This is a genomic window from Streptomyces sp. CA-210063, from assembly GCF_024612015.1.
Classification (GTDB): domain Bacteria; phylum Actinomycetota; class Actinomycetes; order Streptomycetales; family Streptomycetaceae; genus Streptomyces.
The window spans coordinates 8,502,689-8,525,220 of sequence record NZ_CP102512.1; the positions used below are offsets into that span (position 1 = coordinate 8,502,689).

Sequence of the window (22,532 nt, forward strand, 5' to 3'; positions counted from 1 at the left end):
TGACAGTTGACAGGAGCAGGCCAACACTCCCGGGTGACAGGGCGACCCCACACAAGCCCGAGGAGGAAGCGCCGCATGAACGACGCACCCGCACCCGCATCCGTACCCACTCCCACCCCACCGCCGAGCCGCAGGCTCTTCCTGACCGGACTGTGTACGACCGCGCTGGCCGCCGCGACCGCGGTGGCCCTGCCCGGCACCGCCCACGCGGACACGGTCGTCACCACGAACCAGACCGGCACGAACAACGGCTTCTACTACTCGTTCTGGACCGACGCCCCCGGCACGGTCTCCATGACCCTGGCCTCCGGCGGCAGTTACCGGACGTCGTGGAGCAACACCGGGAACTTCGTCGCGGGCAAGGGCTGGAGCAACGGCTCCCGCAGGACCGTGACCTACTCCGGCACGTTCAATCCGTCCGGCAACGCCTACCTGACCCTCTACGGCTGGACCGCCAGTCCGCTCATCGAGTACTACATCGTCGACAACTGGGGCACCTACCGGCCCACGGGAACGTACAAGGGCACGGTCACCAGCGACGGCGGCACGTACGACATCTACAAGACGACGCGGTACAACGCCCCGTCCGTCGAGGGCACCCGTACCTTCGACCAGTACTGGAGCGTCCGTCAGTCGAGGCGGACGGGCGGCAGCATCACCACCGGCAACCACTTCGACGCCTGGGCCCGCGCCGGCATGCCCCTCGGCAGCTTCAGGTACTACATGATCATGGCCACGGAGGGGTTCCGGAGCAGCGGCAACTCCAGCATCACGGTGAACCCATGAGTGCCGGACCGCGCCGCTCGTTCGCTGTCCTGGGGAAGCGGCTGGCCGTCGTCGCGATGGCTCTGGCGAGCACCGTGCCCCTCACGCTCACCGCCGCCGCGGCCGCCCCGGCGCGGGCCGCCGCCTGCACCGGCTATGTCGGGCTCACGTTCGACGACGGACCGTCCGGCAACACGTCGGCCCTGCTCAACACGCTCCGGCAGAACGGGCTCCGGGCCACCATGTTCAACCAGGGCCAGAACGCCGCCGCCAACCCCTCCCTGGTCCGGGCCCAGGTCGGCGCCGGGATGTGGATCGGCAACCACAGCTACACCCACCCGCACCTGACCCAGCTGAACCAGGCGCAGATCGACTCGGAGATCGCCCGGACCCAGCAGGCCATAGCGGGCGCCGGCGGCGGCACTCCGAGGCTCTTCCGGCCCCCGTACGGAGAGACCAACGCGACGGTGCGGGCAGTCGCGGCCAGGTACGGACTGACCCAGATCATCTGGGACGTCGACTCGCAGGACTGGAACGGCGCCGGCAGCGACGCGATCGTGCGGGCCGCCGCCCGGCTCACCAACGGCCAGATCATGCTCATGCACGACTGGTCCGCCAACACGCTCGCCGCGATTCCGCGCATCGCCCAGGGGCTGGCCGCCCGTGGACTGTGCTCCGGGATGATCTCACCGCAGACCGGCCGAGCCGTGGCTCCCGCGTGAGCGGTCCCGGCGAGGGGGCGGCAACGGCCATATCGCGCGCCGTCCCCCCCGCCGGGACTCGGCACCAGGACCCGCCGGGTCTCAGAAGTAGTACCGGGACACCGACTCCGCCACACACACCGGCTTGTCCCCGCCCTCGCGCTCCACGACGACCGCGGCCGTGACCTGGACGCCGCCGCCGGCCTCCGTGACGTCCTGGAGGGTCGCCGTGGCGCGCAGCTGCGAACCGACCGGCACCGGCGCGGGGAAGCGGACCTTGTTGGTGCCGTAGTTGACGCCCATCTTGACGTTCTCGACCTTGAGCACCTGGGGGACCAGGAGGGGAAGCAGCGACAGGGTCAGATAGCCGTGGGCGATGGTCGTACCGAAGGGCCCGGCCGCGGCCTTCTCCGGGTCGACGTGGATCCACTGGTGGTCGCCGGTCGCCTCGGCGAACAGGTCGATCCGCTTCTGGTCGACCTCCACCCAGTCGCTGTGGCCCAGTTGCTCGCCCACCGCCGCCTTGAGCTCGTCGGCGGACGTGAAGATCCTCGGCTCTGCCATGTCCCGGCCTCCCGCATCCCGGATGCCCGCGGCATCCGTGTCAACCCCGTCCAGCATATCTAAGCAACTGCTTAGCATGGTCGGCTGCGCGGCCCCTGTCAACGGACCGTGACCCTTCCGGGTGTGGGTAGGCTCGGAGGGGTGCCCCAGATCCCTGAGAAGATCCACGAGTTGACCGTCGGCCAGCTGTCGGCCCGTAGTGGTGCCGCCGTCTCCGCCCTGCACTTCTACGAGTCCAAGGGGCTGATCAGCAGCCGCCGCACCACTGGCAACCAGCGCCGCTACAGCCGTGACACCCTGCGCCGCGTCGCCTTCGTCCGGGCCGCGCAGCGCGTCGGCATCCCGCTCGCGACGATCCGCGACGCGCTCGCCGCACTGCCCGAGGAGCGCACGCCCACCCGCGAGGACTGGGCCCGTCTCTCCGAGGCCTGGCGGGCCGAGCTGGAGGAGCGGATCAAGCAGCTCAACCGGCTGCGCGACCACCTCGCCGACTGCATCGGCTGTGGCTGTCTGTCCCTGGCCACCTGTGTGCTGTCCAACCCCGACGACGTCTTCGGCGAACGGCAGAGCGGCTCCCGCCTCTTGGTCGAGCGCCGGACCGCCGGCGCACAGCGGGAGTGACGGGAGTCGTCGTGGCGGACGGTGGAACAGGAGGAGCCCGGGAACTGCCGCTGAGCGGTTCCCGGGCCCCGGGCCCCACGAGTCCCCCGAAGATCCCGTGGGGAGTCCGGTCTCACTCGTACTCGGTGCCGCCCTTGCGGGTCAGATACGCCGGGCTGACCGCCTTCGCGACGGCGCGCCCGCCGGTCACCGGGCTGTACCTCTCGGCGGCCGGCCGGATCACGACACCCTCGCGCAGATGCAGATCCCGCCCGGAGACCGTCTCCCGGCCGGTCGCCACCTCCAGGACCCGGTCGATGGCGTACGGGCCCTCGTACAGCCGCGGCACCAGCGGCAGTTCGCCGTCGAGCAGGTCGGACAGCTCCGCCGTGTCCAGCCAGCGGACCTGGCCGTCGATCTCCGCGGAGACGTCGAACACGGCGTACCCGAGCGTGTCGCGGCGCCCGTCGGCGCCGTACGCCAGGTCCTGCACCCCGGCGCCGTACACCTCACCGAAGATCCCCACCCGGCGCGCCCCGAGCCGCTCGGCGAGCCGGGACGCGGCCTCGGCGACCTTGTGGCCGTGGACGGCACGCCAGTACAGGTTGCGTGGGTCCTCCTTCAACGCGAGGGACTTCGAGCCGAAGCCCTTCGAGGACACCTGGACGCGGCCGTCCTCGGCGAAGTACGTCAGCAGGCAGGCCGTGCCGTGCAGCTTCTCCGTCAGGACGACCTGCTCGCCGGGCGTGAAGATGTCCGGATAGCGCTGGATGTTCTCGATGTCGACCCAGGGCAGCAGACCCGGCGCCGACTCCACCTCGCCGCTCATCGTCGGAGGGATCGGCGGCACCCATTTGACGATGCCGAGCCGCTCCGCGAAGTCCGTGCCGTCGGCGACGGCGGCCGACAGGTCCACGTCCGCGAGCGCCCGCGGACGGCAGACGATGCCCTGGGACAGTTCGCCCCGCAGCCGTACGGCCTTCACCCGGTCCGACTTGCCGCCGGCGAGACGTCCGGTCAGCCCCAGCTCCTCGATCAGTCCGGCCGGGAGCACGGACTGCTCGGGGATGTAGACGGCGGTGTCACCGGTGCGGTACGCGCCCTTGGCGACGACGGCTCGGTACAGGCCCACCTGGGCCAGTTCGAGCGCGTCGGCGTTCGGGTGTTCGTGGATCGTCAGCACTTCGGCGGTGACGCGCAGCGTCGACATCGGGCACTCCTCGCGTGCTCAGCTCGGTTTCATCGCCCTCCACTGTCCGTACGGGAATGGGGTGGAGCGAACATATTTGCGGCTGCTAGGGTCGCGAGCTTCGGCCGGCGGACGGACAGACGCAACACCGCCCGGAACACCGCCCGGAACACCGCCCGGAACACCGCCCGGTACGGAGTCCGTGAATCGCCGCCCCGGCGCGCCCTCCGGCAAGAGGGGCAGGACGTCGATGAGCGGGACGAAGAAGAAGTACGGCTCTCGGCCTGAAGGTATCCGCGCGTGGGCTGGGGGACACCAGGCCGTGGTCGTCCACGCGGACAGCGGGGTCGTACCCGTCACTGAAGGTCGTGCGCGCCGCTCATACACGGGGGTGCGGCATCCCCGGCGCACCCCCGCCGCGCTACGCCGAGACCAGCAACCGTCCGCGCCTGGACTCCGCCAGGGCCTCGGGTGTGAGCACCGGTCGTGGCACCACGATTCCGCACTCCGTGCAGACCGGGCCCGAGGACGGTTCATGGGCCAGGTCGTACATCCAGACGAGGCGCTCGCCCTCGCACACCGGGCAGGTCGAGCCCGGTTCGCGCTCCAGCGCGGCGATGAGCCGGCGCAGCACCTCCGCCATCGGTTCCTGGGGATGGACCTTCGGATCGTCGCACCAGGCGACTCCGAACCCGCCCCAGGTCAGCCGGTGCCAGTCGTCGACACTGCCCGGCCTGCGCAGCCCGTCGTGCTTCTCCTTCTTGCGGCGCTGCGCGAACTGCACCTCGTAGTCGAGCCAGACGGAGCGGGCCTCCTCCAACTCGTCCAGTGCGGCCACGAGCCGCGCTGGATCGGGGTTGCGGTCCTCGGGGCCGAACCCGGCCCGGGAGCACAAGTGGTCCCAGGTCGCCCGATGCCCGTAGGGGGCGAACCTCTCAAGGCACTTGCGCAGCGAATAACGCCGCAGTGCCAGGTCGCACCGTGGATCTCGCACCTGTCTTGCCAGACTCCGGAAACCCGCCATCGCCCTGCACCTCCGTCACACCTGCACCTGTACTTCGGTCACTTCGGCGTCGTCGTCGGGACGTCGCCGAATAGACGTATCGACACGCGATTCGGCTCCATCCGATTTCCGATGACCTCCATAAGTCGTCTACTGAGCCGTTCACGGACCATTCCTGCCTACGTCTGACTGTTCTTGGCTTCTTCTTGTGTGGTTACGACTACTTCTGCGTACCTGTTCATGCTGTGAGTCACCTGTCCGGTGGCGGTGGTCCCCGTCTTCGGTCCGGCGCCGCCCGGGGAGCGGCGCGGTGATCCCAAAAACGTGACGCATGTTCATCTTCAAACCCGGGGATACCGGCGGTAACGTCCGGCCCACCCCGTCGGGAGGAGCTGCCATGTCATGGCGCACCCCACGCACCTCACGCAACACACTGGACAGACTGAGAACTCCCCGTGGATTCCCGGAGTTCCTCAAGGCCGCCTCGATATGCGCACTCGTTGCCGGTCTTTTGTCGCCTCTTTCCCCGGCTTCCCCGGCAGCGGCGGCTGACACCGAGTCAGTCGAGACCGCGGCCGTGACCGACTACTGCGGCGGGCAGTGCTCCGACATCCTGCCGCCCGGCCAGAACGGCAACGCCACCCTCGCCCAGATCATCCTCAACCAGGGCTTCGGCACGATGCCGGAGAACGCGAGCAACCAGCTCGGGCCCTACAACAACCTGGCCACCGGCTACTCGGGGCTCACCAACGCCACGATCAACACCTTCTTCAACGACGCCTCCTTCGGCGTCGCCTCCGACCAGGTCGCCTCCACCCTGAACCCGGCCGGCCGCACCGACGTCACGATCGTCCGCGACAAGAAGACCGGTGTGCCGCACATCACGGGCACCACCCGCTACGGCACCGAGTTCGGCGCGGGCTACGCGGCCGCCCAGGACCGGCTGTGGCTGATGGACGTCTTCCGGCACGTCGGCCGCGGCAAGCTCACCCCGTTCGCGGGCGGCGCCGAGTCCAACCAGGGCCTTGAACAGGAGTTCTGGCGCCACGCCCCGTACACCGAGGCCGACCTCCAGGCCCAGATCGACAAGGCCGTGGCGTCCAACGGCGAGCGCGGTCAGCTGGCCCTCGCCGACGTCAACGCCTACGTCGCCGGCATCAACGCCTACATCGACGCCTCCGACAGCGGCCGTTACTTCCCCGGCGAGTACGTCCTGACCGGCCACAAGGACTCCGTCACCAACGCCGGCACGATCGAGCGCTTCAAGCCCACCGACCTGGTCGCGCTGGCCTCCGTCATCGGCGCCCTCTTCGGCTCCGGAGGCGGCGGCGAGGTCAACAACGCCCTGTCCCTGCTGGCCGCCCAGGAGAAGTACGGCGTCACCGAGGGCACCGAGGTCTGGGAGTCCTTCCGCGAGCGCAACGACCCCGAGGCCGCCCTCAGCGTCCACGACGGCAGCTTCCCCTACGCCACCAAGCCCGCCGACCCGCAGGGCATGGCCCTGCCCGACGACGGTTCCGTCGCCGAGGAGCCGCTGGTCCACGACCGCACCGGCAGCGCGGCCACCGCGGCCGCGACGAGCGTCTCCTCCGAGGCCACCGAGAGCGCCCTCAGCTCCGCCCGGCGCGGTATGTCCAACGCCCTCGTCGTCAGCGGCGAGCACACCGCGAGCGGCCGTCCCATCGCCGTCTTCGGCCCCCAGACCGGCTACTTCGCGCCCCAACTCCTCATGCTCCAGGAGATCCAGGGCCCGGGCATCAGCGCCCGCGGCGCCTCCTTCGCCGGCCTGAGCATGTACGTCGAACTCGGCCGCGGCCCGGACTACGCCTGGAGCGCCACCACCTCCGGCCAGGACATCATCGACGCGTACGCCGTCGAACTGTGCCAGGACGACGTCCACTACCTGTACCGCGGCACCTGCACGCCCATGGAGAAGGTCGAGCAGACCAACGCCTGGAAGCCCACCACCGCCGACGACACCCCCGCCGGCTCGTACCGCATGCAGGTCTGGCGCACCAAGTACGGCCCCGTCACGCATCGCGCGACGGTCGACGGCAAGAAGGTCGCCTACACCACCCTGCGCTCCTCGTACCTGAACGAGGCCGAGTCGATCATCGGCTTCCAGATGCTGAACGACCCGGACTACGTCAAGGGCCCGGAGACCTTCCAGAAGGCCGTCCAGCACATCAACTACACCTTCAACTGGTTCTACGCCGACTCCAGCCACACCGCGTACTACAACAGCGGCGACAACCCGGTGCGCGCCACCGGCGTCGACCCCGAGTTCCCGGCCTGGGCCCGGGCGGCGTACGAGTGGCGCGGCTGGAACCCGGCCACCAACACCGCCGACTACACCGCCCCGTCGGCCCACCCCAACTCCATGGACCAGGACTATTACATCTCCTGGAACAACAAACAGGCCAAGGACTACACCACCGCCCCCTGGGGCAACGGCTCCGTCCACCGCGGCAACCTGCTGGACGACCGGGTGAAGCGGCTGGTCGCCGCGGGCGGGGTCACCAGGGCCTCGCTCACGAAGGCCATGGCGGAGGCGGGCCTCGCCGACCTGCGGGCCGAGGACGTCGTCCCGGACCTGCTGAAGGTCATCAACAGCAGCACGGTCACCGACTCCACGGCCGCCGCGGCGGTCAGCAGGCTCCAGACCTGGGTCACATCCGGCTCGAAACGCACGGAGACCTCCGCCGGCTCCAAGACCTACGCCAACGCCGAGGCGATCCGCATCCTGGACGCCTGGTGGCCGCTGCTCGTGAAGGCCCAGTTCGAACCCGGCCTCGGCACCGACCTGTACACCGCCATCACCGCCAACCTGCCCGTCGACGAGTCCCCGTCGGCCGCGCACGGCCCGACCGGCTCCCACGCCGGAAGCTCCTTCCAGTACGGCTGGTGGAGCTATGTCGACAAGGACATCCGCTCGGTGCTGGGTGAGTCGGTGCGTGGCCCGCTGGCCAACCAGTACTGCGGCGGCGGCAGCCTCGGCGCCTGCCGCACCCTCCTGATCAACACCCTCAAGGAGGCGGCCGGCAAGACCGCCGCCCAGGTCTACCCCGGCGACGAACACTGCTCGGCCGGCGACCAGTGGTGCGCCGACTCGATCATCCAGCAGCCCCTGGGAGGCATCAAGCACAACAAGATCAGCTGGCAGAACCGGCCGACCTACCAGCAGGTCGTGGAGTTCACGTCCCACAGGTGAGCGCCGGTCGGTGAGGGACGGCGGCGGGCAGGCATCAGACGATGCGGCCCGCCGCCAGCACCACCCCGGCCAGTTCCCTGTGGCAGATGTCGCTGTGGGCACCGGACGGCGCGCCACCGCGTCTCACCACCGCCGCCGCGTCGATGTTCACACAGCCGGACGTGGGCAGTTGGGCCTTGAGGGCGTCGGCGAGCCTGAACGAACGGGTGCCCCGCACCGCCTGGATCCCGCCGTAGCCGAGGGCGCCCCACTTGGCGCCGAGCAGGCTGTTCACGCTCAGGCCGAGCACCGTCCGCGCATCGCCCGCCATCCGGGACGCCAGCGGGTAGATCGTGCCGAGCGCCGAGTCGTGCTTGGAGTGGCAGCACACCAACGGGCCGTCGATCCGCTTCTGCTGGCCGTTCAGTACTCCGCTCGCGCGTGTGTCGTGGGGCAGTCGCGCCGCGAACGCGTAGTGCGAGAAGGCCGCCTGAAGCAGCGTCACCGACTTCACCGTGCGCACGCCCTCGGGAAGGCCGCGCAGCGCGAACGACACCAGACGTGCGCCGAAGCTGTGTCCGACCAGGTGCACCCGCACGTCCGGCGCCGTTCGCGCGAGCTGCCCAAGGAGCCGCCCGAGGCCCCGCTCGCCGACCGTCCCCGCTCGGCGCTTCATCGCGAAGTACGTGGCCTGGCGCAGGAGTTCATGGGCGCCGTCCCAGACCTGGGGCGGGGTGACGGCGGCCCCTGTCATCTCCCCCGTGGTCTCGACCTCCGCCAGCGCCGCCGCGAAGTCCGCGCACACCGTGACCGCGTCCCCGCGCAGCATCCCCGGGGTGCCCTCCGGCACCCCCTCCGCAATCGTGTCCGCCGTGAACGCGCCCTGCGGCCCCTGCGGCGGCACCTCCACCAGCAGTCGTACGAGCCGCCCGAACTCCTCCAACGAGGCGCTCTCGTCCGGCCGTTGGTCCAGCAGCCGCGCGAGCTGTTCGACGATCGTGGCCCGCCCCGGGAACACCTCCAGCAGCGCGTGCCGGGTGTTCTTGTCGAGCGCGGGCCGGCTGGGCGCCACGGCCGGGACCGGCTTGAAATCCGGGATCGGCTCGTCCGAGAACCGCATCGACGGCCACAGCACACCGACGTACCCCAGCTCGGCGTGCGGTGCGAGGGGCGGGAACGGGGCGAGGAAGCGGCTGTAGAGCCCGGTCGCGCCGGACCGGTCGTTGTTCCAGCCGTGCGCGAAGACGACCAGATCCGCGACCCCGCGCTTCCCGACCCCGTCGAGCAGCCGGTCCCGCTGACCGGCGTCCACGTCCCCGTCCGCGTCGAAGGTCAGTTCCCAGTAGGGAGTCACGCTCATATCCGGATCCGCCATGACGAGCCCCCTTCGGCCCCGGTGGTGATGCGCTCAGGCGCATGGTCCTGCCAACGGAGAAAGATGGCCATACGTCACGTACGGCGTTCGTCGCTCAGCGGTAGAGCAGATACTCCTCGCGCACCTCGCGGAACGCCGCCAGCTCCTCCTGCCAGCCCGCCACGACCTCGTCCGTGTCCGCCCCCGCGTCGATCATCGTCCGCACCCGCGCCGAACCGGTCAGCTTGTCGATCCAGTGGTCCGGGCGCCAGGCGAAGCCGCTCCACACCTTCCTGGCGGTCACGAGGAGGCCGATCCCGGTGCGCACGGGGTCGTACGCGGCCCGGTCGTGGACATGGATCTGTACGCCTCCGATGGTCTTCCCCTGGAACTTGGAGAACGTCGGAGCGAAGTACGCCTCCCTGAAGTGCGCGCCGGGCAGCCCGAGTTCGTTCGCGGCGGCCGCCCACCGACCGTCGACGCCCTCCGCGCCGAGCAGTTCGAACGGCCGGGTCGTGCCGCGCCCCTCCGACAGGTTCGTCCCCTCGAAGAGGCAGGTCCCGGAGTACACGAGCGCCGTGTCCGGCGTCGGCATGTTCGGGCTGGGCGGCACCCAGGGCAGCCCGGAGTCGCCGAAGAACCGCGACCGCTTCCACCCCGACATCAGCACGGTCTCCAGCCGTACGGGCGTGGTGAGGAACTCCTCGTTGAACAGCCGCGCCAGCTCCGCCACCGTCATCCCGTGCGCCTGCGAGATCGGCTGCCGCCCGACGAACGTCGCGAACTCCTTGTGCAGCACGGGCCCTCGGGCGCTCCGCCCGGTCACCGGGTTCGGCCGGTCAAGCACCACGAAACGCTTCCCCGCGAGCTGGGCCGCCTCCATGCAGTCGTACAGCGTCCAGATGTACGTGTAGAAGCGGGCGCCGACGTCCTGGATGTCGAAGACGACCGTGTCCACGCCGGAGGCGGTGAAGATGTCCGCGAGGGGCCGGCCGCTCTTCAGGTAGGTGTCGTAGACCGGCAGTCCGGTCGCCGGGTCGTCGTAGCGGCCCTCGGAGCCGCCGGCCTGGGCGGTGCCCCGAAAGCCGTGCTCAGGGCCGAAGACGGCCCTGAGGTCCACGCGGTCGTCGGCGTGCATCACGTCGACGATGTGGCGGGCGTCTCGGGTGATGCCGGTGGGGTTGGTGACGATGCCGGCCTTTTGGCCGCGGAGGGGTTGGTAACCGGTGGCGGCCAGTCGCTCGAAGCCGGTGCGAAGCCGTGGGCCGGCCGCCTTGGCAGGGGGAGCGGTGGTGACGTCGGCCGTGGCGGCTGTGGAAGCGGCGGCTGCCGTTGAGGCGGCGAGGAAAGTGCGGCGGGAGAGGTGCATGGGGGTGACCTCCGGGTCGCGGGCGCGAGGAGCGGCGTATACGCAAGCTAAGCGCTTCCGCGGGTGGTTTGTAACCTGCGGGGCCGTTGTGGCTGGTCGCGCAGTTCCCGCGTCCCTGAAAGCAGCCTGGCACCCTTTTCAGTGACATACCGACCGGTTAGTCTGGTCGTCCGAGTGGAGCCGTTCGTGTTCGTCGCGTCGAAGGAGAACCAGCGTGGGAGCCGTGCAGGGTGCGGGTGTGGTGGTCACAGGAGCCGGGGGCGGGATCGGGGCCGCGTTGGCGCGGCGGTTCGCGGCGGAGGGTGCCCGGGTCGTGGTGAACGACCTGGACGGCGACCGGGCCGGGGCCGTGGCCGACGAGATCGGCGGGATCGCGGTGCCCGGGGACGCCTCGTCGATCGTCTCGGCGGCGCGTGACGCGCTCGGCGGCACCGTGGACGTGTACTGCGCGAACGCGGGGCTCGCCTCGGGCGGTACGGAGGCGGCCGACGAGAAGGTCTGGGCGCTCGCCTGGGACGTGAACGTGATGGCACATGTGCGGGCGGCCCAGGAGCTGCTGCCGGACTGGCTGGAGCGGGGCAGTGGGCGTTTCGTGTCCACGGTCTCGGCGGCGGGGCTGCTCACGATGATCGGCGCGGCGCCCTACAGCGTCACCAAGCACGGGGCGTACGCCTTCGCCGAATGGCTGTCCCTGACCTATCGGCACCGGGGGATCAAGGTCCACGCGATCTGCCCGCAGGGCGTGCGCACCGACATGCTGACGGCCTCCGGCAGCGCGGGCGACCTGGTACTGGCGCCCACCGCGATCGAGCCGGAGGACGTGGCCGACGCGCTCTTCGAGGGCATTGAGAAGGACCGTTTCCTGATCCTGCCGCACCCCGAGGTGGGCGGTTTCTACCAGGCGCGGGCGGCCGATCCGGACCGCTGGCTGACGAACATGAACCACATCCAGCAGAAGTGGGAGACGACCGGCTGACCGCCCTGCCCGGCGGACGGGGCTCCGAGGGTGGGATGATCCTCCGACGGGAGCCTGGCGGTTCCGGCAGGTCGGGAACCGATCGGGGGCCGGCGGACGACCAGTAGGCGACAACAGAACCTCGGAAGGCAGGTGGCGGCAGTGCCCAGGACGACGGACGGGGACGGTACTCCTGTCCCGCAGCGGCTGCTGGCCGCCGCCACCCGGCTCTTCGCCGAGCAGGGCTACGACCGCACCTCCGTGCAGGAGATCGTCGAGGCGGCCGGCGTCACCAAGGGCGCGCTGTACCACTACTTCGGCTCCAAGGACGACCTGCTGCACGAGGTGTACGCGCGCGTGCTGCGTATCCAGCAGGAGCGGCTGGACGCGTTCGCGGGGGCCGACGCGCCGGTCGAGGAGCGGCTGCGGGGTGCCGCCGCCGATGTCGTCGTCACCACCATCGACAACCTCGACGACGCGATGATCTTCTTCCGCTCCATGCACCATCTGAGCCCCGAGAAGAACAAGCAGGTCCGCGCGGAGCGGCGCCGCTACCACGAACGCTTCCGGGCACTCATCGAAGAGGGCCAGACCTCCGGCGTCTTCTCCAAGGCGACCCCGGCGGACCTGGTCGTCGACTACCACTTCGGCTCGGTCCACCACCTGTCGACGTGGTACCGCCCGGGCGGCCCGATGACCCCCCAGGAGGTCGCGGACCACTTGGCGGACCTGCTGCTGCGGGCGCTGCGGCCGTAGGGGCGCGCGGGGGAGCTCGGGGGTGCGTGTGGGTGGGCGGGTGCGGGTGGTGTGTGGTTGCTCGCGCAGTTCCCCGCGCCCCTTTCGGGCCTACGCCCCTTTCGGGCCTACGGCCCTCAGGGCAAGAAGCACGGGCGCAGCCCCTGCTTTTTGAGGGGCGCGGGGAACTGCGCGACCAGCCCCCACGCACCCGCACCCGACAACGCCCCCTCGCCCCCCTCACCGGCGGTCACACGTACCGCTTCAGCTCCCGCCGAGCCAACGACCGCTGATGCACCTCGTCCGGCCCGTCCGCGATCATCAGCGTCCGCGCCCCCGCGTACAGCTCGGCCAGCGGGAAGTCCTGGCTGACACCGCCCGCGCCGTGCAGCTGGATCGCCCGGTCGATGATGTCCACGACCGTACGAGGCGTCGCGATCTTGATCGCCTGGATCTCGGTGTGGGCGCCCTTGTTGCCGACGGTGTCCATCATCCACGCGGTCTTCAGGACCAGCAGCCGCAACTGCTCCACCGCGACCCGCGCGTCGGCGATCCAGTTGTGGACGACCCCCTGCTGGGCCAGTGCCTTGCCGAAGGCCTCCCGGGCCACCGCCCGCCGGCACATCAGCTCGATCGCCCGCTCGGCCATCCCGATGAGCCGCATGCAGTGATGGATACGGCCGGGACCGAGCCGCGCCTGCGCGATCGCGAACCCGCCGCCCTCCTCACCGATCAGGTTGGCAGCAGGCACGCGCGCATTTTCGAAGATCACCTCGGCGTGGCCGCCGTGGGAGTGGTCCTCGTACCCGAAGACCCGCATCGCCCGCTTCACCGTGACACCCGGAGTGTCCCGCGGGACCAGGACCATCGACTGCTGGCGGCGGACGTCGGCCCCACCGGGATCCGTCTTGCCCATCACGATGAAGATCTGGCAGTCGGGGTTCATGGCCCCGGAGATGTACCACTTCCGCCCGGTGATGACGTAGTCGTCACCCTCTCGCTCGATCAGCGTGGTGATGTTGGTGGCGTCCGAGGAGGCCACCTCCGGCTCCGTCATCGCGAAGGCCGACCGGATCTCACCGGCGAGCAGCGGCTGAAGCCACTGCTTCTTCTGCGCCTCGTCGCCGAACTGGGTCAGCACCTCCATGTTGCCCGTGTCCGGCGCCGCGCAGTTCAGCGCGGTCGGCGCCAGCTGCGGGGAACGCCCGGTGATCTCGGCGAGCGGCGCGTACTGGAGGTTGGTGAGCCCGGCCCCGTACTCGGAGTCGGGGAGGAAGAGGTTCCACAGGCCCTGCCTGCGGGCCTCCGCCTTCAGCTCCTCCACCACGGCCGGCGTGTCCCACGGCGAGGCCAGCTCCGCCCGCTGTTCCTCGGCGACGGCCTCGGCCGGGTAGACGTACTCGTCCATGAAGGCGAGGAGCTTGGCGCGCAGTTCCTCCGTACGGGCGTCGAATGCGAAGTCCATGCTGGGTCAGCCTTCCTGGGAGCCGGCGCGAAGAGTCGTCAGGCCGTGTTCGATGAAGACGGGGACCAGGTCGCCGATGCGGTCGAAGCCGCGGCCGACCGTCTGGCCGAGGGTGTACCGGTAGTGGATGCCCTCCAGGATCACGGCGAGCTTGAACCACGCGAACGCCGTGTACCAGGACACCGAGGAGACATCGCGGCCCGAGCGGGCCGCGTACCGCTCGATGATCTCGGCCGGATCCGGATGCCCTGCCGCCGCCGCGGTCGTGGAGACGGGCGAGTCGGGCATGGCGAGCGGCACGCTGTACATCACCAGCAGACCCAGGTCGGTGAGCGGATCGCCGAGCGTGGACATCTCCCAGTCCAGGATGGCCTTGATCCGGTCGTCGTCGCCCAGCAGCACGTTGTCCAGCCGGTAGTCGCCGTGCACGACGGCCGACGCGGGGGAGTGCGGCAGTCGGCGTCCGAGGGCCGCGTGCAGCTCGTCGACGCCGGCCAGCTCACGGTTGCGGGACGCGTCCAACTGCTTGCCCCAGCGCCGCAGTTGGCGGTCCAGGAAGCCCTCCGGGCGCCCGAAGTCGGCGAGGCCCACCTCGGCCGGGTCCACCGCGTGCAGCTCGACGAGGGTGTCGACCAGGCCCAGCACGGCGGCCCGGGTGCGCTCGGGGCCGAGCGGGGCCAGCTGCTCGGCGGTGCGGTACGGGGTGCCCTCGACGAAGTCCATGACGTAGAAGGGCGCGCCGAGTACGTCCTCGTCCTCGCACAGCAGGACGGGGCGCGGGACCGGTACGTTCGTCGGGTGCAGCGCGCTGATCACCCGGTGCTCGCGCTTCATGTCGTGCGCGGTCGCCAGCACATGGCCCAGCGGCGGCCGCCGTACGACCCACTTCGCGGTGCCGTCCGTGACCTCGTACGTCAGGTTCGACCGTCCGCCCTCGATCAGCCGGCCGGTGAGCGGACCACCCACGAGTCCGGGCCGCTCGGCGTCGAGCAGGGCGCGGAGCCGGTCGGGATCGAGACCTGGCGGGTGGTCTGGGTGCATCATCGCTCCTACGCGCGGGTGAACCGGACCCGACTATGATGCCGACCGGTCGGTATGTCGTCCAGTGGGCGACACGAAAGTGATCGGAGTCTCGACGGGATCCGGCCGCGCCCGGCCGGATCCCGGAAACGGACTGCCAGGCGTGCTGTCACGCGTGGCAGGTCATCATCTCCCCGCCGTTGATGGTCGCCATGTCCGTGAACCCGGCGAACGGGTCCACGCCCTCACCCTCCGGTGCCCCGTCCAGCTCGGCGTACGCCCGGCGCAGGTTCGCCACCAGCCGCTCGCTCTCCGGCAGTGCGGCGTACTCCCCGAGATCCGTGCTCCGCGCGGCCTCCAGCGGCGTGAGGCCCGCCGCGTGCGACTTCTCGGCGACCTCGCCCACGAACCGCATGTACCGCTCGGCCTTGTCGAACGCCGACGGGTCGGTCACCGGCCCGTGTCCCGGTACGACGGTCTCGGCGCCCAGTTCGCGCAGCAGCGCCAGCGCCCGCAGCGAACCGCTCAGCGAGCCCATCAGGAAGAACGGTGTCCCGCCCTCGAAGACGAGGTCCCCCGCGAACAGCACCCGCCGGTGCGGCAGCCAGACCACCGAGTCGCCGACCGTGTGCGAGATGCCGGGGTGGATGACCTGGGCCTCGATGTCACCGACGTGGACCGTCATACGGTCGTCGTACGTCAGGTCCGCGCCCTTGATGTCGACGTCCCCGAAGTCGGTCTTCGGCCACAGCAGATGGAGGTGCTGCCCGCTGGCGAGTGCCTCGCGGCGGCAGGCCGAGTGCGAGACGAGGGTGGCGGCCGACGTGAAGAAGCCGTTGCCGTAGGTGTGGTCCCCGTGGTGGTGGGTGTTGACCAGGAAGCGGGGCTTCGGGACGCCGGTGGCGTCGAGCGCGGCGCCCAGGGCGCGGGTCCGGCGCTCCGTCGCCGCCGTGTCCACGAGCAGAGTGGTGGTTCCGTCACTCACGAAGCCGGAGTTGTTCAGACACCATCCGCCGTCCGGCTGCACATACGCGTACACGTCGCTCGCGAGCTCGACGGTGTACGGCTCTCCTGCGGTCACAGTGACCCCCTTCATCCCCCCGAATCGTCGCCAACTGGTGGTCAGAGCCTGCCAGTCGGCGACGATCCGGTGGAATCCGGGGTGGACGGAAACGGCGCGGGCGTCGTGCTGACGCCGCCGTCGGCCGTCAGTGATCGTCAGTGGTCGTCCCAGTGCCCCTCGTGGGCGGCGTGCCGGTGGCCGTCGTGCACGAAGTCCACGTGGTCCCCGTGCGTGACGGCCTGATGCCCGCAGTCCTCGCCGTGCTCGTGGGCGTGCCCGTCGTGCGCGGTGTGCCCGCTCGGCTCGCACTCGTCCCAGTGGCCGGAGTGCTCGCGGTGCAGATGCCCGTCGTGCGCGTAGTCGGTGTGGTCACCGTGCGGCACGGCGGCGTGTCCGCAGGTCGGGCCGTGGGCGTGGTCGTGGACGGGGTGTTCCTGGTGCAGAGTGGTCATCGTGCTCACCTTCGGTGGTGCGGGGGTGACTTATCCAGGCTAGTCACAGAAGCCCCACTTGATCCTTTTCGAAACTCCATGCGTGTACCAAGGCTTGCCCCTGCTTCGGTCTGCTCGCTCGTCGGCGGTCAGAACACCAGCGCCGCCCCGCACACCGCGAGGGCGACCGTGCACAGGACGGCCGTCGCGGCGACCCCGGGTGCGAGGACCGGCGGGCGGGAGGCCGACAGGGCGTGGATACGGCGGTGGGCGAGCCCTAGAAAACCGAGCCACAGCACCGCGCACAGGGCGGCGGCGACCAGGCCGGCCGTCGACGGCCCGCCGTGCAGCGCCGACTTCGCGGCGAGCACGGCGATCACGGCACCCGTGAGGGTCGTACGCCGCCAGGCGAGCCGGGTGCGCTCGGGCTGGAGGCCGGGGTCACGGTCGGGAGGGCCGGGAGGGCCGGGAGGGCCGTCGGGCCCGGGGGGAGCGGGAGGTGACGGAGGCGCGGGGCTCATCCCTCTCATCCCTCCCACCCCAGCAGCACTACGGCGACCATGGCGACGGCGACCACGGCGACCACCAAGCCGAGCAGCGCCGGGAAGCGGGACACCGGCAGGTCCTCGCCGCGCCGCATCGCCCGCTCGCAGCGCACCCAGTGGTTGACGGCCCGCAACGCGCACAGCACCCCGGCGGCCAGCAGGGAGAGGGCGAGCCCGACGCGCCAGCCCCACCGCAGGTCCGGCAGGAACTGGTCCACCGCGAAACCGCCGCCGACGAGCGCGAGCGAGGTGCGCAGCCAGGCCAGGAACGTCCGCTCATTGGCCAGGGAGAACCGGTAGTCCGGGGTCCGGCCTTCCTCCCGGATCCGCTCGGGGGCGAACCAGAGCCGGACGTTCCGTACAAATTCGATCACGTGTAGGACACTACCGGTCGGCTTCGGAAGTCAGGGGCCCCGTCCGTCAGCCCACCCCGCGACGGGCCCGCAGCCGTTCGTACGCCGCCATCCCGTCCGGCACCCACTCCCACTCGCCCAGCCGCCGTTCCACCTCGGCCTCCGCCAGGAAGCCGTGCCAGGCGACCTCCTCCACCTGCGGGTTCACCGGAAGCTCGCAGCGGACCTCGTACACCGCCGACCACCAGGTCCGGCCGGCCCCGTCGTCGTACAGGAACGTGAAGAGCGGGACGGGCCGCGGCAGCCCCGAGACGCCCAGCTCCTCCTCGGCTTCGCGGAGCGCCGCGTGGTCGTAGGACTCGCCCGCCCCGACGACCCCGCCCACGAACATGTCGTACAGCGACGGGAAGATCAGCTTCGTGGCCGTACGCCGATGCACGAAGACCCGCCCCTCGACGTCCCGGACCAGCACGAACACGGCCCGATGACGCATCCCACGCGCGTACACCTCCCCCCGCGGTGCCTGCCCGATGACCTGGTCGTTCTCATCCACGATGTCGAGGATCTCGTCGGCGGCGGTACTCATGCCCCCATCCAAGCAGGGAGTGGGTGGAGCGTGTGTGTTCGGCTGCGGACCCGGCCCTGGGGGCCGATGAAAAGCCGGGGCGCAGCCCCCGCTTTCAGGGGCGCGGGGAACTGCGCGACCAGCCCCCACTCACCCGCACCCGCTACGCAACCCGCACCCCCGAGCTCTCCCGCGTCCCCCCGGCGGAGCCGCACGGCATCGCCGGATGCATCCCGAGCAGCACCACCCCGACGACGATCCCCGCAAGCCCCGTGACCTCCCACGCCACCGCCCCCGCGTCCATCCGCAGCCGGTCCCCCAAAAAACCCACCCCGCACGCGATCCCCGCCAGCGGCTGCGCCGCCGTCAGCGCGGGCAGGGACATCCGCAGCGGGGCCGTCTCGAAGGCGCTCTGCACGAGCAGGAGGCCGGTCACACCGAGGAGCACGACCCCGTACGGCTGCCACGAGGTGAACAGCCCGCCCCAGCCGACCTCGGCGAACAACTGCCCGCTGATCCGGGTGAGCGCGTCCTGGACGCCGTAGAGGAGCCCGGCCGCGACCGCCAGGAGCACCGGCGCGGCGCTGAGCCGGGACCGCTTCGCGTACGCCGTGAGCAGGAGTGCGAGCCCCACCATGACGCCGATGATCAGCCACTGCCGGAAGGGGCCGCCGACCGCCGCACCGCCCTCCGGCCGCCCGGCGACGATGAACGCGGTGACACCGCCCGCGAGCAGCACCAGCCCCGCCCAGCCCTGGCGGCCCAGCGGCTGCCGGGTCCGCCGGCGGGAGAGGGCGAGCGCGAAGAGCAGGTTGGTGGCGAGCAGGGGCTCCACGAGAGAGACCTGGCCGTGGCCGAGCGCGATCGCGCCCAGAGCCATGCCGCACACCATCAGCCCGATCCCGCCGAGCCAGCGCGGCACGCGGATCAGGTCGAGGAGCAGCCGGGGCGACAGGAAGTCGCCCAGCGGGGCATGCGAAGCGGCCTGCTGCTGGAGCACGAAACCGAAACCCAGACAGCAGGCGGCGCCTACGGAGAGAAGGAGAACGAGAACCGACACGCGGAATACCTCGGGTCGTGGGGCGGGCCGCGGCGACCGTCCCACCGGACATCCCGCTCGGCATCCCGGCCGGAGGGTGATTTGTGCCCCGACGGGTGGCCCGATACGTATTCGGACGACCTTAGCCGCGCCATCGGTGAGCTGTCCGTAAGAGGAGACACATCCGGGCAGTTGACTAGGTCACTCCTTCTGCCGAAGGATCAGGGGCCAAAGTCGCTGACCGGCCAGTAACAAAGCGGGGGCCGTGCCTGGCCTGCTTCGGCCTGCCCCCGCTTGCCTGACCCGTTCCCGAGAGGACGTCCTCCATGTCGTACGACGCAGATGTGATCGTGATCGGGGCGGGCCTCGCCGGGCTCGCGGCGACCGCGGAGCTCGTCGACGCGGGCCGCAAGGTGATCCTCCTCGACCAGGAGCCGGAGCAGTCGATCGGCGGCCAGGCGCACTGGTCCTTCGGCGGGCTCTTCTTCGTCGACTCGCCCGAACAGCGCCGCCTGCGCATCAAGGACAGTCATGCCCTCGCCCTCCAGGACTGGATGGGCACGGCCGCCTTCGACCGTGAGGAGGACCACTGGCCGCGCAAGTGGGCCGAGGCGTACGTCGACTTCGCGGCCGGTGAGAAGCGGTCCTGGCTGTACCGGCAGGGCGTCCGGTTCTTCCCGGTGGTCGGCTGGGCCGAGCGCGGCGGCTACGACGCCAACGGCCACGGCAACTCCGTCCCCCGCTTCCACATCACCTGGGGCACCGGCCCGGGCCTCGTCGCGCCCTTCGAGCGGCGGGTACGGGAGGGTGTGGCCCGGGGGCTGGTCCAGCTGAGGTTCCGCCACCGCGTGACCGGCCTCTCGCGCAGCGCGGGCGCCGTCGACACCGTCACCGGCGAGATCCTGGAGGCGTCGGCCATCGAGCGCGGCCAGGCCAGCAGCCGCAGTGTCACCGGTGCCTTCGAACTGAAGGCCCAGGCCGTGATCGTCACCTCCGGCGGCATCGGCGGCAACCACGACCTGGTCCGCGCCAACTGGCCCGAGCGCCTCGGCAACCCCCCGGAGAAGATGATCTCCGGTGTCCCCGCGCATGTCGACGGCAAGATGCTCGCCATCGCCGAGGAGACGGGCGCGCACCTGATCAACCGCGACCGGATGTGGCACTACACCGAGGGCATCCAGAACTGGAACCCCATCTGGGAGAACCACGGCATCCGTGTCCTGCCCGGCCCGTCCTCGCTCTGGCTGGACGCGCGCGGCAAGCGACTGCCGGTGCCGCTGTTCCCCGGCTTCGACACCCTCGGCACCCTTGAGCACATCATGAAGACCGGCTACGACTACACGTGGTTCGTCCTCGACCAGAAGATCATCGGCAAGGAGTTCGCCCTCTCCGGCTCCGAGCAGAACCCCGACCTGACCGGCAAGTCCATCAAGGACGTCTTCATCCGGGCCCGCGCGGACGTCCCCGGCCCGGTGAAGGCCTTCATGGACCAGGGTGTCGACTTCGTCGTGGAGAAGGACCTCGGCTCCCTGGTCCGCGGCATGAACGCGCTCACCAAGGAACCGCTGATCGACGAGGCCGAGCTGCGCCGCGAGATCGTCTCCCGGGACCGCGAGGTCGCCAACCCCTTCACCAAGGACCTCCAGATCATGGCGATCCGGGGTGCCCGCAACTACCTCGGCGACAAGCTCATCCGCACCGCCGCCCCGCACCGCATCCTCGACCCCAAGGCGGGTCCGCTGATCGCCGTCCGTCTGAACATCCTGACCCGCAAGACCCTCGGCGGCCTGGAGACCGACCTCTCCTCCCGCGTCCTCACCGAGGGCGGCGACCCGCTGGAGGGCGTGTACGCGGCGGGCGAGGCCGCCGGCTTCGGCGGCGGCGGCGTCCACGGCTACCGCTCCCTGGAGGGCACCTTCCTCGGCGGCTGCCTGTTCTCCGGCCGCACGGCGGGCCGGGCGGCGGCGAAGGCGACGGCCTGAGCGCGGCTGCCGCACTCAGGACGGCCCGAGCGCGGCTCCCGCACTCATGACGGAACCTCCCGCACCCATGACGGAACCTCCCGCACTCATGACGGAATTCTGACGAATATCCGCCGTCGCTGGCCCAGCCGGGGCGGCGGGTGTTCGAATCAGTACGTGAACCCTGAACACCCCCAAGCACGGGAAGCGCCGCCGGAGCCCCCGGACCCGGCGGCGTCCGCCGGCCGAGCGGAGACCTCCGAAGAGCGCGGCGCACCCATCGGCCGCCGTGTCCTCCTCGGCACCCTCGGACTCGGCGCCCTCGGCGTGGTCTCCGCGCCCGTCCTCCAGCGCGGCATGGAGGCGTTCCTCGGCGAGGCGGCCCAGAAGGACCCCACCGGCCTGACCGGCCTGCTCCCCAACGGCGGAGGCTTCCGCTACTACTCGGTGACGTCGTCCGTCCCCCGCAAGACCGCGAAGAACTACCGCCTCACCGTCGACGGCCTGGTCGACAAGCCCGCCTCCTACACCCTCGCCGACCTGCGGGCTCTCCCGCAGACCCGGATGGTCAAGGACGTCCAGTGCGTCACGGGCTGGCGCGTCCCGGACACCCCCTTCGAGGGCGTACGACTGTCCGAGCTGCTGGACGCGGCCGGTGTGCGCTCTTCGGCGGGCGCGGTCCGCTTCACCTGCTTCGACGGGGCGTACAGCGAGAGCCTCACCCTGGAGCAGGCCCGCCGCGCGGACGTCCTGGTGGCCCTCCGTATGCAGGACAAGGACCTCAGCCACAACCACGGCGGCCCGGTACGCCTGTACGTCGCCCCCATGTACTTCTACAAATCGGCCAAGTGGCTCTCCGGCATCGAGGTCACGGAGGAGGTCGAGCCCGGCTACTGGGAGGAGCGGGGCTATGACATCGACGCGTGGGTGGGCCGATCGAACGGGCGGGACGATGAACCAACGACTTGAGGCGCCACCTGTTCGGGCGGAGTCCCGCGTCCGGCGCTTCACCGCCGCCGAACGCTGGATCCACCGCACGACGGCCGCCCTGATGGGCATCTGCGTGGCGACGGCGGCCTGTCTCTACGTCCCCGCCCTCGCCGAACTGGTCGGCCGTCGGGCCCTGGTGGTGGCGGTCCACAAGTGGACGGGCCTGCTGCTGCCCCTCCCGGTCCTCGCGGGCCTGGCCTCCCGCGCGTTCCGCGCGGATGTCGGCCGCCTGAACCGCTGGGGCCCGCACGACCGCCTCTGGCTCCGCGCCGCCCGCCGCCGCGCTCCCGGGCCGCGCCCCGCCGCCAAGTTCAACGCCGGCCAGAAGCTCTACGCCGCGTGGATCGCCGGCGCCACCCTCGTCATGCTCGCCACGGGCCTGATGATGTGGTTCACCCACCTCACCCCGCTGATGTGGCGCACCAGCGCGACCTTCGTCCACGACTGGCTGGCGCTGACGATCGGCATCGTCCTGGCCGGCCACATCGGCATGGCCCTGGGCGATCCGGAGGCCCGGCGGGGGCTGCGGACGGGGTCGGTGAGCCGGGAGTGGGCGGACCGGGAGCATTCCCTTTGGCGCCCGTAGCACCCCGAGTGGATACGGCGGTCCGTGGCAGCGCGGGCGGCGGTATCACCGAGCCCTCGGCGATACGGCCCGAGACCCTGCCCGCCCGC

22 protein-coding genes are annotated in these 22,532 nt (G+C 70.8%); 9 read left to right on the top strand and 13 right to left on the bottom strand.

Annotated features, from left to right (window positions below; genetic code table 11):
• The first annotated feature begins 75 nt into the window (after window positions 1-75).
• Window positions 76-786, top strand: coding sequence for a glycoside hydrolase family 11 protein (locus JIX56_RS37165; RefSeq protein ID WP_257547215.1), 711 nt, complete (start codon window positions 76-78; stop codon window positions 784-786).
• Entirely contained in the window at window positions 783-1,487 is a 705-nt protein-coding gene (locus JIX56_RS37170; protein ID WP_257547217.1) for a polysaccharide deacetylase family protein, read from the top strand. Before JIX56_RS37165 ends, JIX56_RS37170 begins: the two co-directional genes overlap by 4 nt.
• A gap of 81 nt (window positions 1,488-1,568) precedes the next feature.
• Here the strand turns inward: JIX56_RS37170 and JIX56_RS37175 are convergent, their stop codons facing one another.
• Entirely contained in the window at window positions 1,569-2,030 is a 462-nt protein-coding gene (locus JIX56_RS37175; RefSeq protein WP_257547219.1) for a MaoC family dehydratase, read from the bottom strand.
• A 141-nt stretch (window positions 2,031-2,171) separates the two neighbouring features.
• On the opposite strand from JIX56_RS37175, the gene soxR reads away from it, so the two are divergent.
• Window positions 2,172-2,651, top strand: coding sequence for a redox-sensitive transcriptional activator SoxR (soxR, locus tag JIX56_RS37180; protein WP_257547220.1), 480 nt, complete (start codon window positions 2,172-2,174; stop codon window positions 2,649-2,651).
• A 112-nt stretch (window positions 2,652-2,763) separates the two neighbouring features.
• Here the strand turns inward: soxR and JIX56_RS37185 are convergent, their stop codons facing one another.
• Together JIX56_RS37185 and JIX56_RS37190 are read right to left on the bottom strand one after the other, a co-directional pair.
• Window positions 2,764-3,840, bottom strand: a complete 1,077-nt coding sequence (locus JIX56_RS37185) for an RNA ligase (ATP) (protein ID WP_257547221.1) — start codon at window positions 3,838-3,840, stop codon at window positions 2,764-2,766.
• A gap of 400 nt (window positions 3,841-4,240) precedes the next feature.
• A complete protein-coding gene (locus tag JIX56_RS37190) occupies window positions 4,241-4,843 on the bottom strand; it encodes a hypothetical protein (RefSeq protein WP_257547222.1) in 603 nt (200 codons plus the stop codon).
• A 376-nt stretch (window positions 4,844-5,219) separates the two neighbouring features.
• Between JIX56_RS37190 and JIX56_RS37195 the strand changes: the two genes are divergently transcribed.
• A complete protein-coding gene (locus JIX56_RS37195) occupies window positions 5,220-8,033 on the top strand; it encodes a penicillin acylase family protein (protein WP_257547223.1) in 2,814 nt (937 codons plus the stop codon).
• Between the two features lie 34 nt (window positions 8,034-8,067).
• On the opposite strand, the gene JIX56_RS37200 is transcribed toward JIX56_RS37195, so the two are convergent.
• Together JIX56_RS37200 and JIX56_RS37205 are read right to left on the bottom strand one after the other, a co-directional pair.
• Entirely contained in the window at window positions 8,068-9,387 is a 1,320-nt protein-coding gene (locus tag JIX56_RS37200; RefSeq protein WP_257547225.1) for a serine-threonine protein kinase, read from the bottom strand.
• Between the two features lie 94 nt (window positions 9,388-9,481).
• Complete coding sequence (locus JIX56_RS37205) at window positions 9,482-10,735, bottom strand: exo-beta-N-acetylmuramidase NamZ family protein (protein WP_257547226.1); 1,254 nt, start codon at window positions 10,733-10,735, stop codon at window positions 9,482-9,484.
• A 214-nt stretch (window positions 10,736-10,949) separates the two neighbouring features.
• Here JIX56_RS37205 and JIX56_RS37210 point away from each other — a divergent pair, with 214 nt between their 5' ends.
• A complete protein-coding gene (locus JIX56_RS37210) occupies window positions 10,950-11,711 on the top strand; it encodes an SDR family oxidoreductase (RefSeq protein ID WP_443031934.1) in 762 nt (253 codons plus the stop codon).
• A 141-nt stretch (window positions 11,712-11,852) separates the two neighbouring features.
• Window positions 11,853-12,446: a TetR/AcrR family transcriptional regulator gene (locus JIX56_RS37215; RefSeq protein WP_257547227.1), complete on the top strand. Its 594-nt coding sequence runs from the start codon at window positions 11,853-11,855 to the stop codon at window positions 12,444-12,446.
• A 229-nt stretch (window positions 12,447-12,675) separates the two neighbouring features.
• Here JIX56_RS37215 and JIX56_RS37220 read toward each other — a convergent pair whose 3' ends face one another.
• The 8 genes from JIX56_RS37220 to JIX56_RS37255 form a co-directional block, all read right to left on the bottom strand.
• Window positions 12,676-13,890, bottom strand: a complete 1,215-nt coding sequence (locus JIX56_RS37220) for an acyl-CoA dehydrogenase family protein (protein ID WP_257547228.1) — start codon at window positions 13,888-13,890, stop codon at window positions 12,676-12,678.
• 6 nt (window positions 13,891-13,896) lie between these two features.
• Entirely contained in the window at window positions 13,897-14,931 is a 1,035-nt protein-coding gene (locus JIX56_RS37225; protein ID WP_257551328.1) for a phosphotransferase family protein, read from the bottom strand.
• Window positions 14,932-15,079: 148 nt separating this feature from the next.
• The gene (locus JIX56_RS37230; RefSeq protein WP_257547230.1) at window positions 15,080-15,991 is read right to left on the bottom strand and encodes an MBL fold metallo-hydrolase; all 912 of its coding nucleotides are present in this window, start codon (window positions 15,989-15,991) and stop codon (window positions 15,080-15,082) included.
• Between the two features lie 137 nt (window positions 15,992-16,128).
• Window positions 16,129-16,425, bottom strand: a complete 297-nt coding sequence (locus tag JIX56_RS37235; RefSeq protein ID WP_257547232.1) for a hypothetical protein — start codon at window positions 16,423-16,425, stop codon at window positions 16,129-16,131.
• Between the two features lie 128 nt (window positions 16,426-16,553).
• On the bottom strand, window positions 16,554-16,925 hold the full coding sequence (locus JIX56_RS37240; RefSeq protein WP_257547234.1) for a DUF202 domain-containing protein: 372 nt from the start codon (window positions 16,923-16,925) through the stop codon (window positions 16,554-16,556).
• A gap of 5 nt (window positions 16,926-16,930) precedes the next feature.
• The gene (locus JIX56_RS37245; RefSeq protein WP_257547236.1) at window positions 16,931-17,323 is read right to left on the bottom strand and encodes a YidH family protein; all 393 of its coding nucleotides are present in this window, start codon (window positions 17,321-17,323) and stop codon (window positions 16,931-16,933) included.
• 46 nt (window positions 17,324-17,369) lie between these two features.
• Window positions 17,370-17,888, bottom strand: coding sequence for an NUDIX hydrolase (locus tag JIX56_RS37250; protein WP_257547238.1), 519 nt, complete (start codon window positions 17,886-17,888; stop codon window positions 17,370-17,372).
• 142 nt (window positions 17,889-18,030) lie between these two features.
• Entirely contained in the window at window positions 18,031-18,927 is an 897-nt protein-coding gene (locus JIX56_RS37255; RefSeq protein ID WP_257547240.1) for a DMT family transporter, read from the bottom strand.
• A 305-nt stretch (window positions 18,928-19,232) separates the two neighbouring features.
• On the opposite strand from JIX56_RS37255, the gene JIX56_RS37260 reads away from it, so the two are divergent.
• The 3 genes from JIX56_RS37260 to JIX56_RS37270 all read left to right on the top strand — a co-directional run bounded on the left by JIX56_RS37260 (window position 19,233) and on the right by JIX56_RS37270 (window position 22,443).
• Window positions 19,233-20,888 (top strand): FAD-binding dehydrogenase, encoded by a 1,656-nt coding sequence (locus JIX56_RS37260; protein ID WP_257547242.1) that lies wholly within the window; start codon window positions 19,233-19,235, stop codon window positions 20,886-20,888.
• A 156-nt stretch (window positions 20,889-21,044) separates the two neighbouring features.
• On the top strand, window positions 21,045-21,836 hold the full coding sequence (locus JIX56_RS37265) for a molybdopterin-dependent oxidoreductase (protein WP_257547244.1): 792 nt from the start codon (window positions 21,045-21,047) through the stop codon (window positions 21,834-21,836).
• Entirely contained in the window at window positions 21,820-22,443 is a 624-nt protein-coding gene (locus JIX56_RS37270) for a cytochrome b/b6 domain-containing protein (protein ID WP_257547246.1), read from the top strand. Before JIX56_RS37265 ends, JIX56_RS37270 begins: the two co-directional genes overlap by 17 nt.
• The last annotated feature ends 89 nt before the right edge of the window (window positions 22,444-22,532 follow it).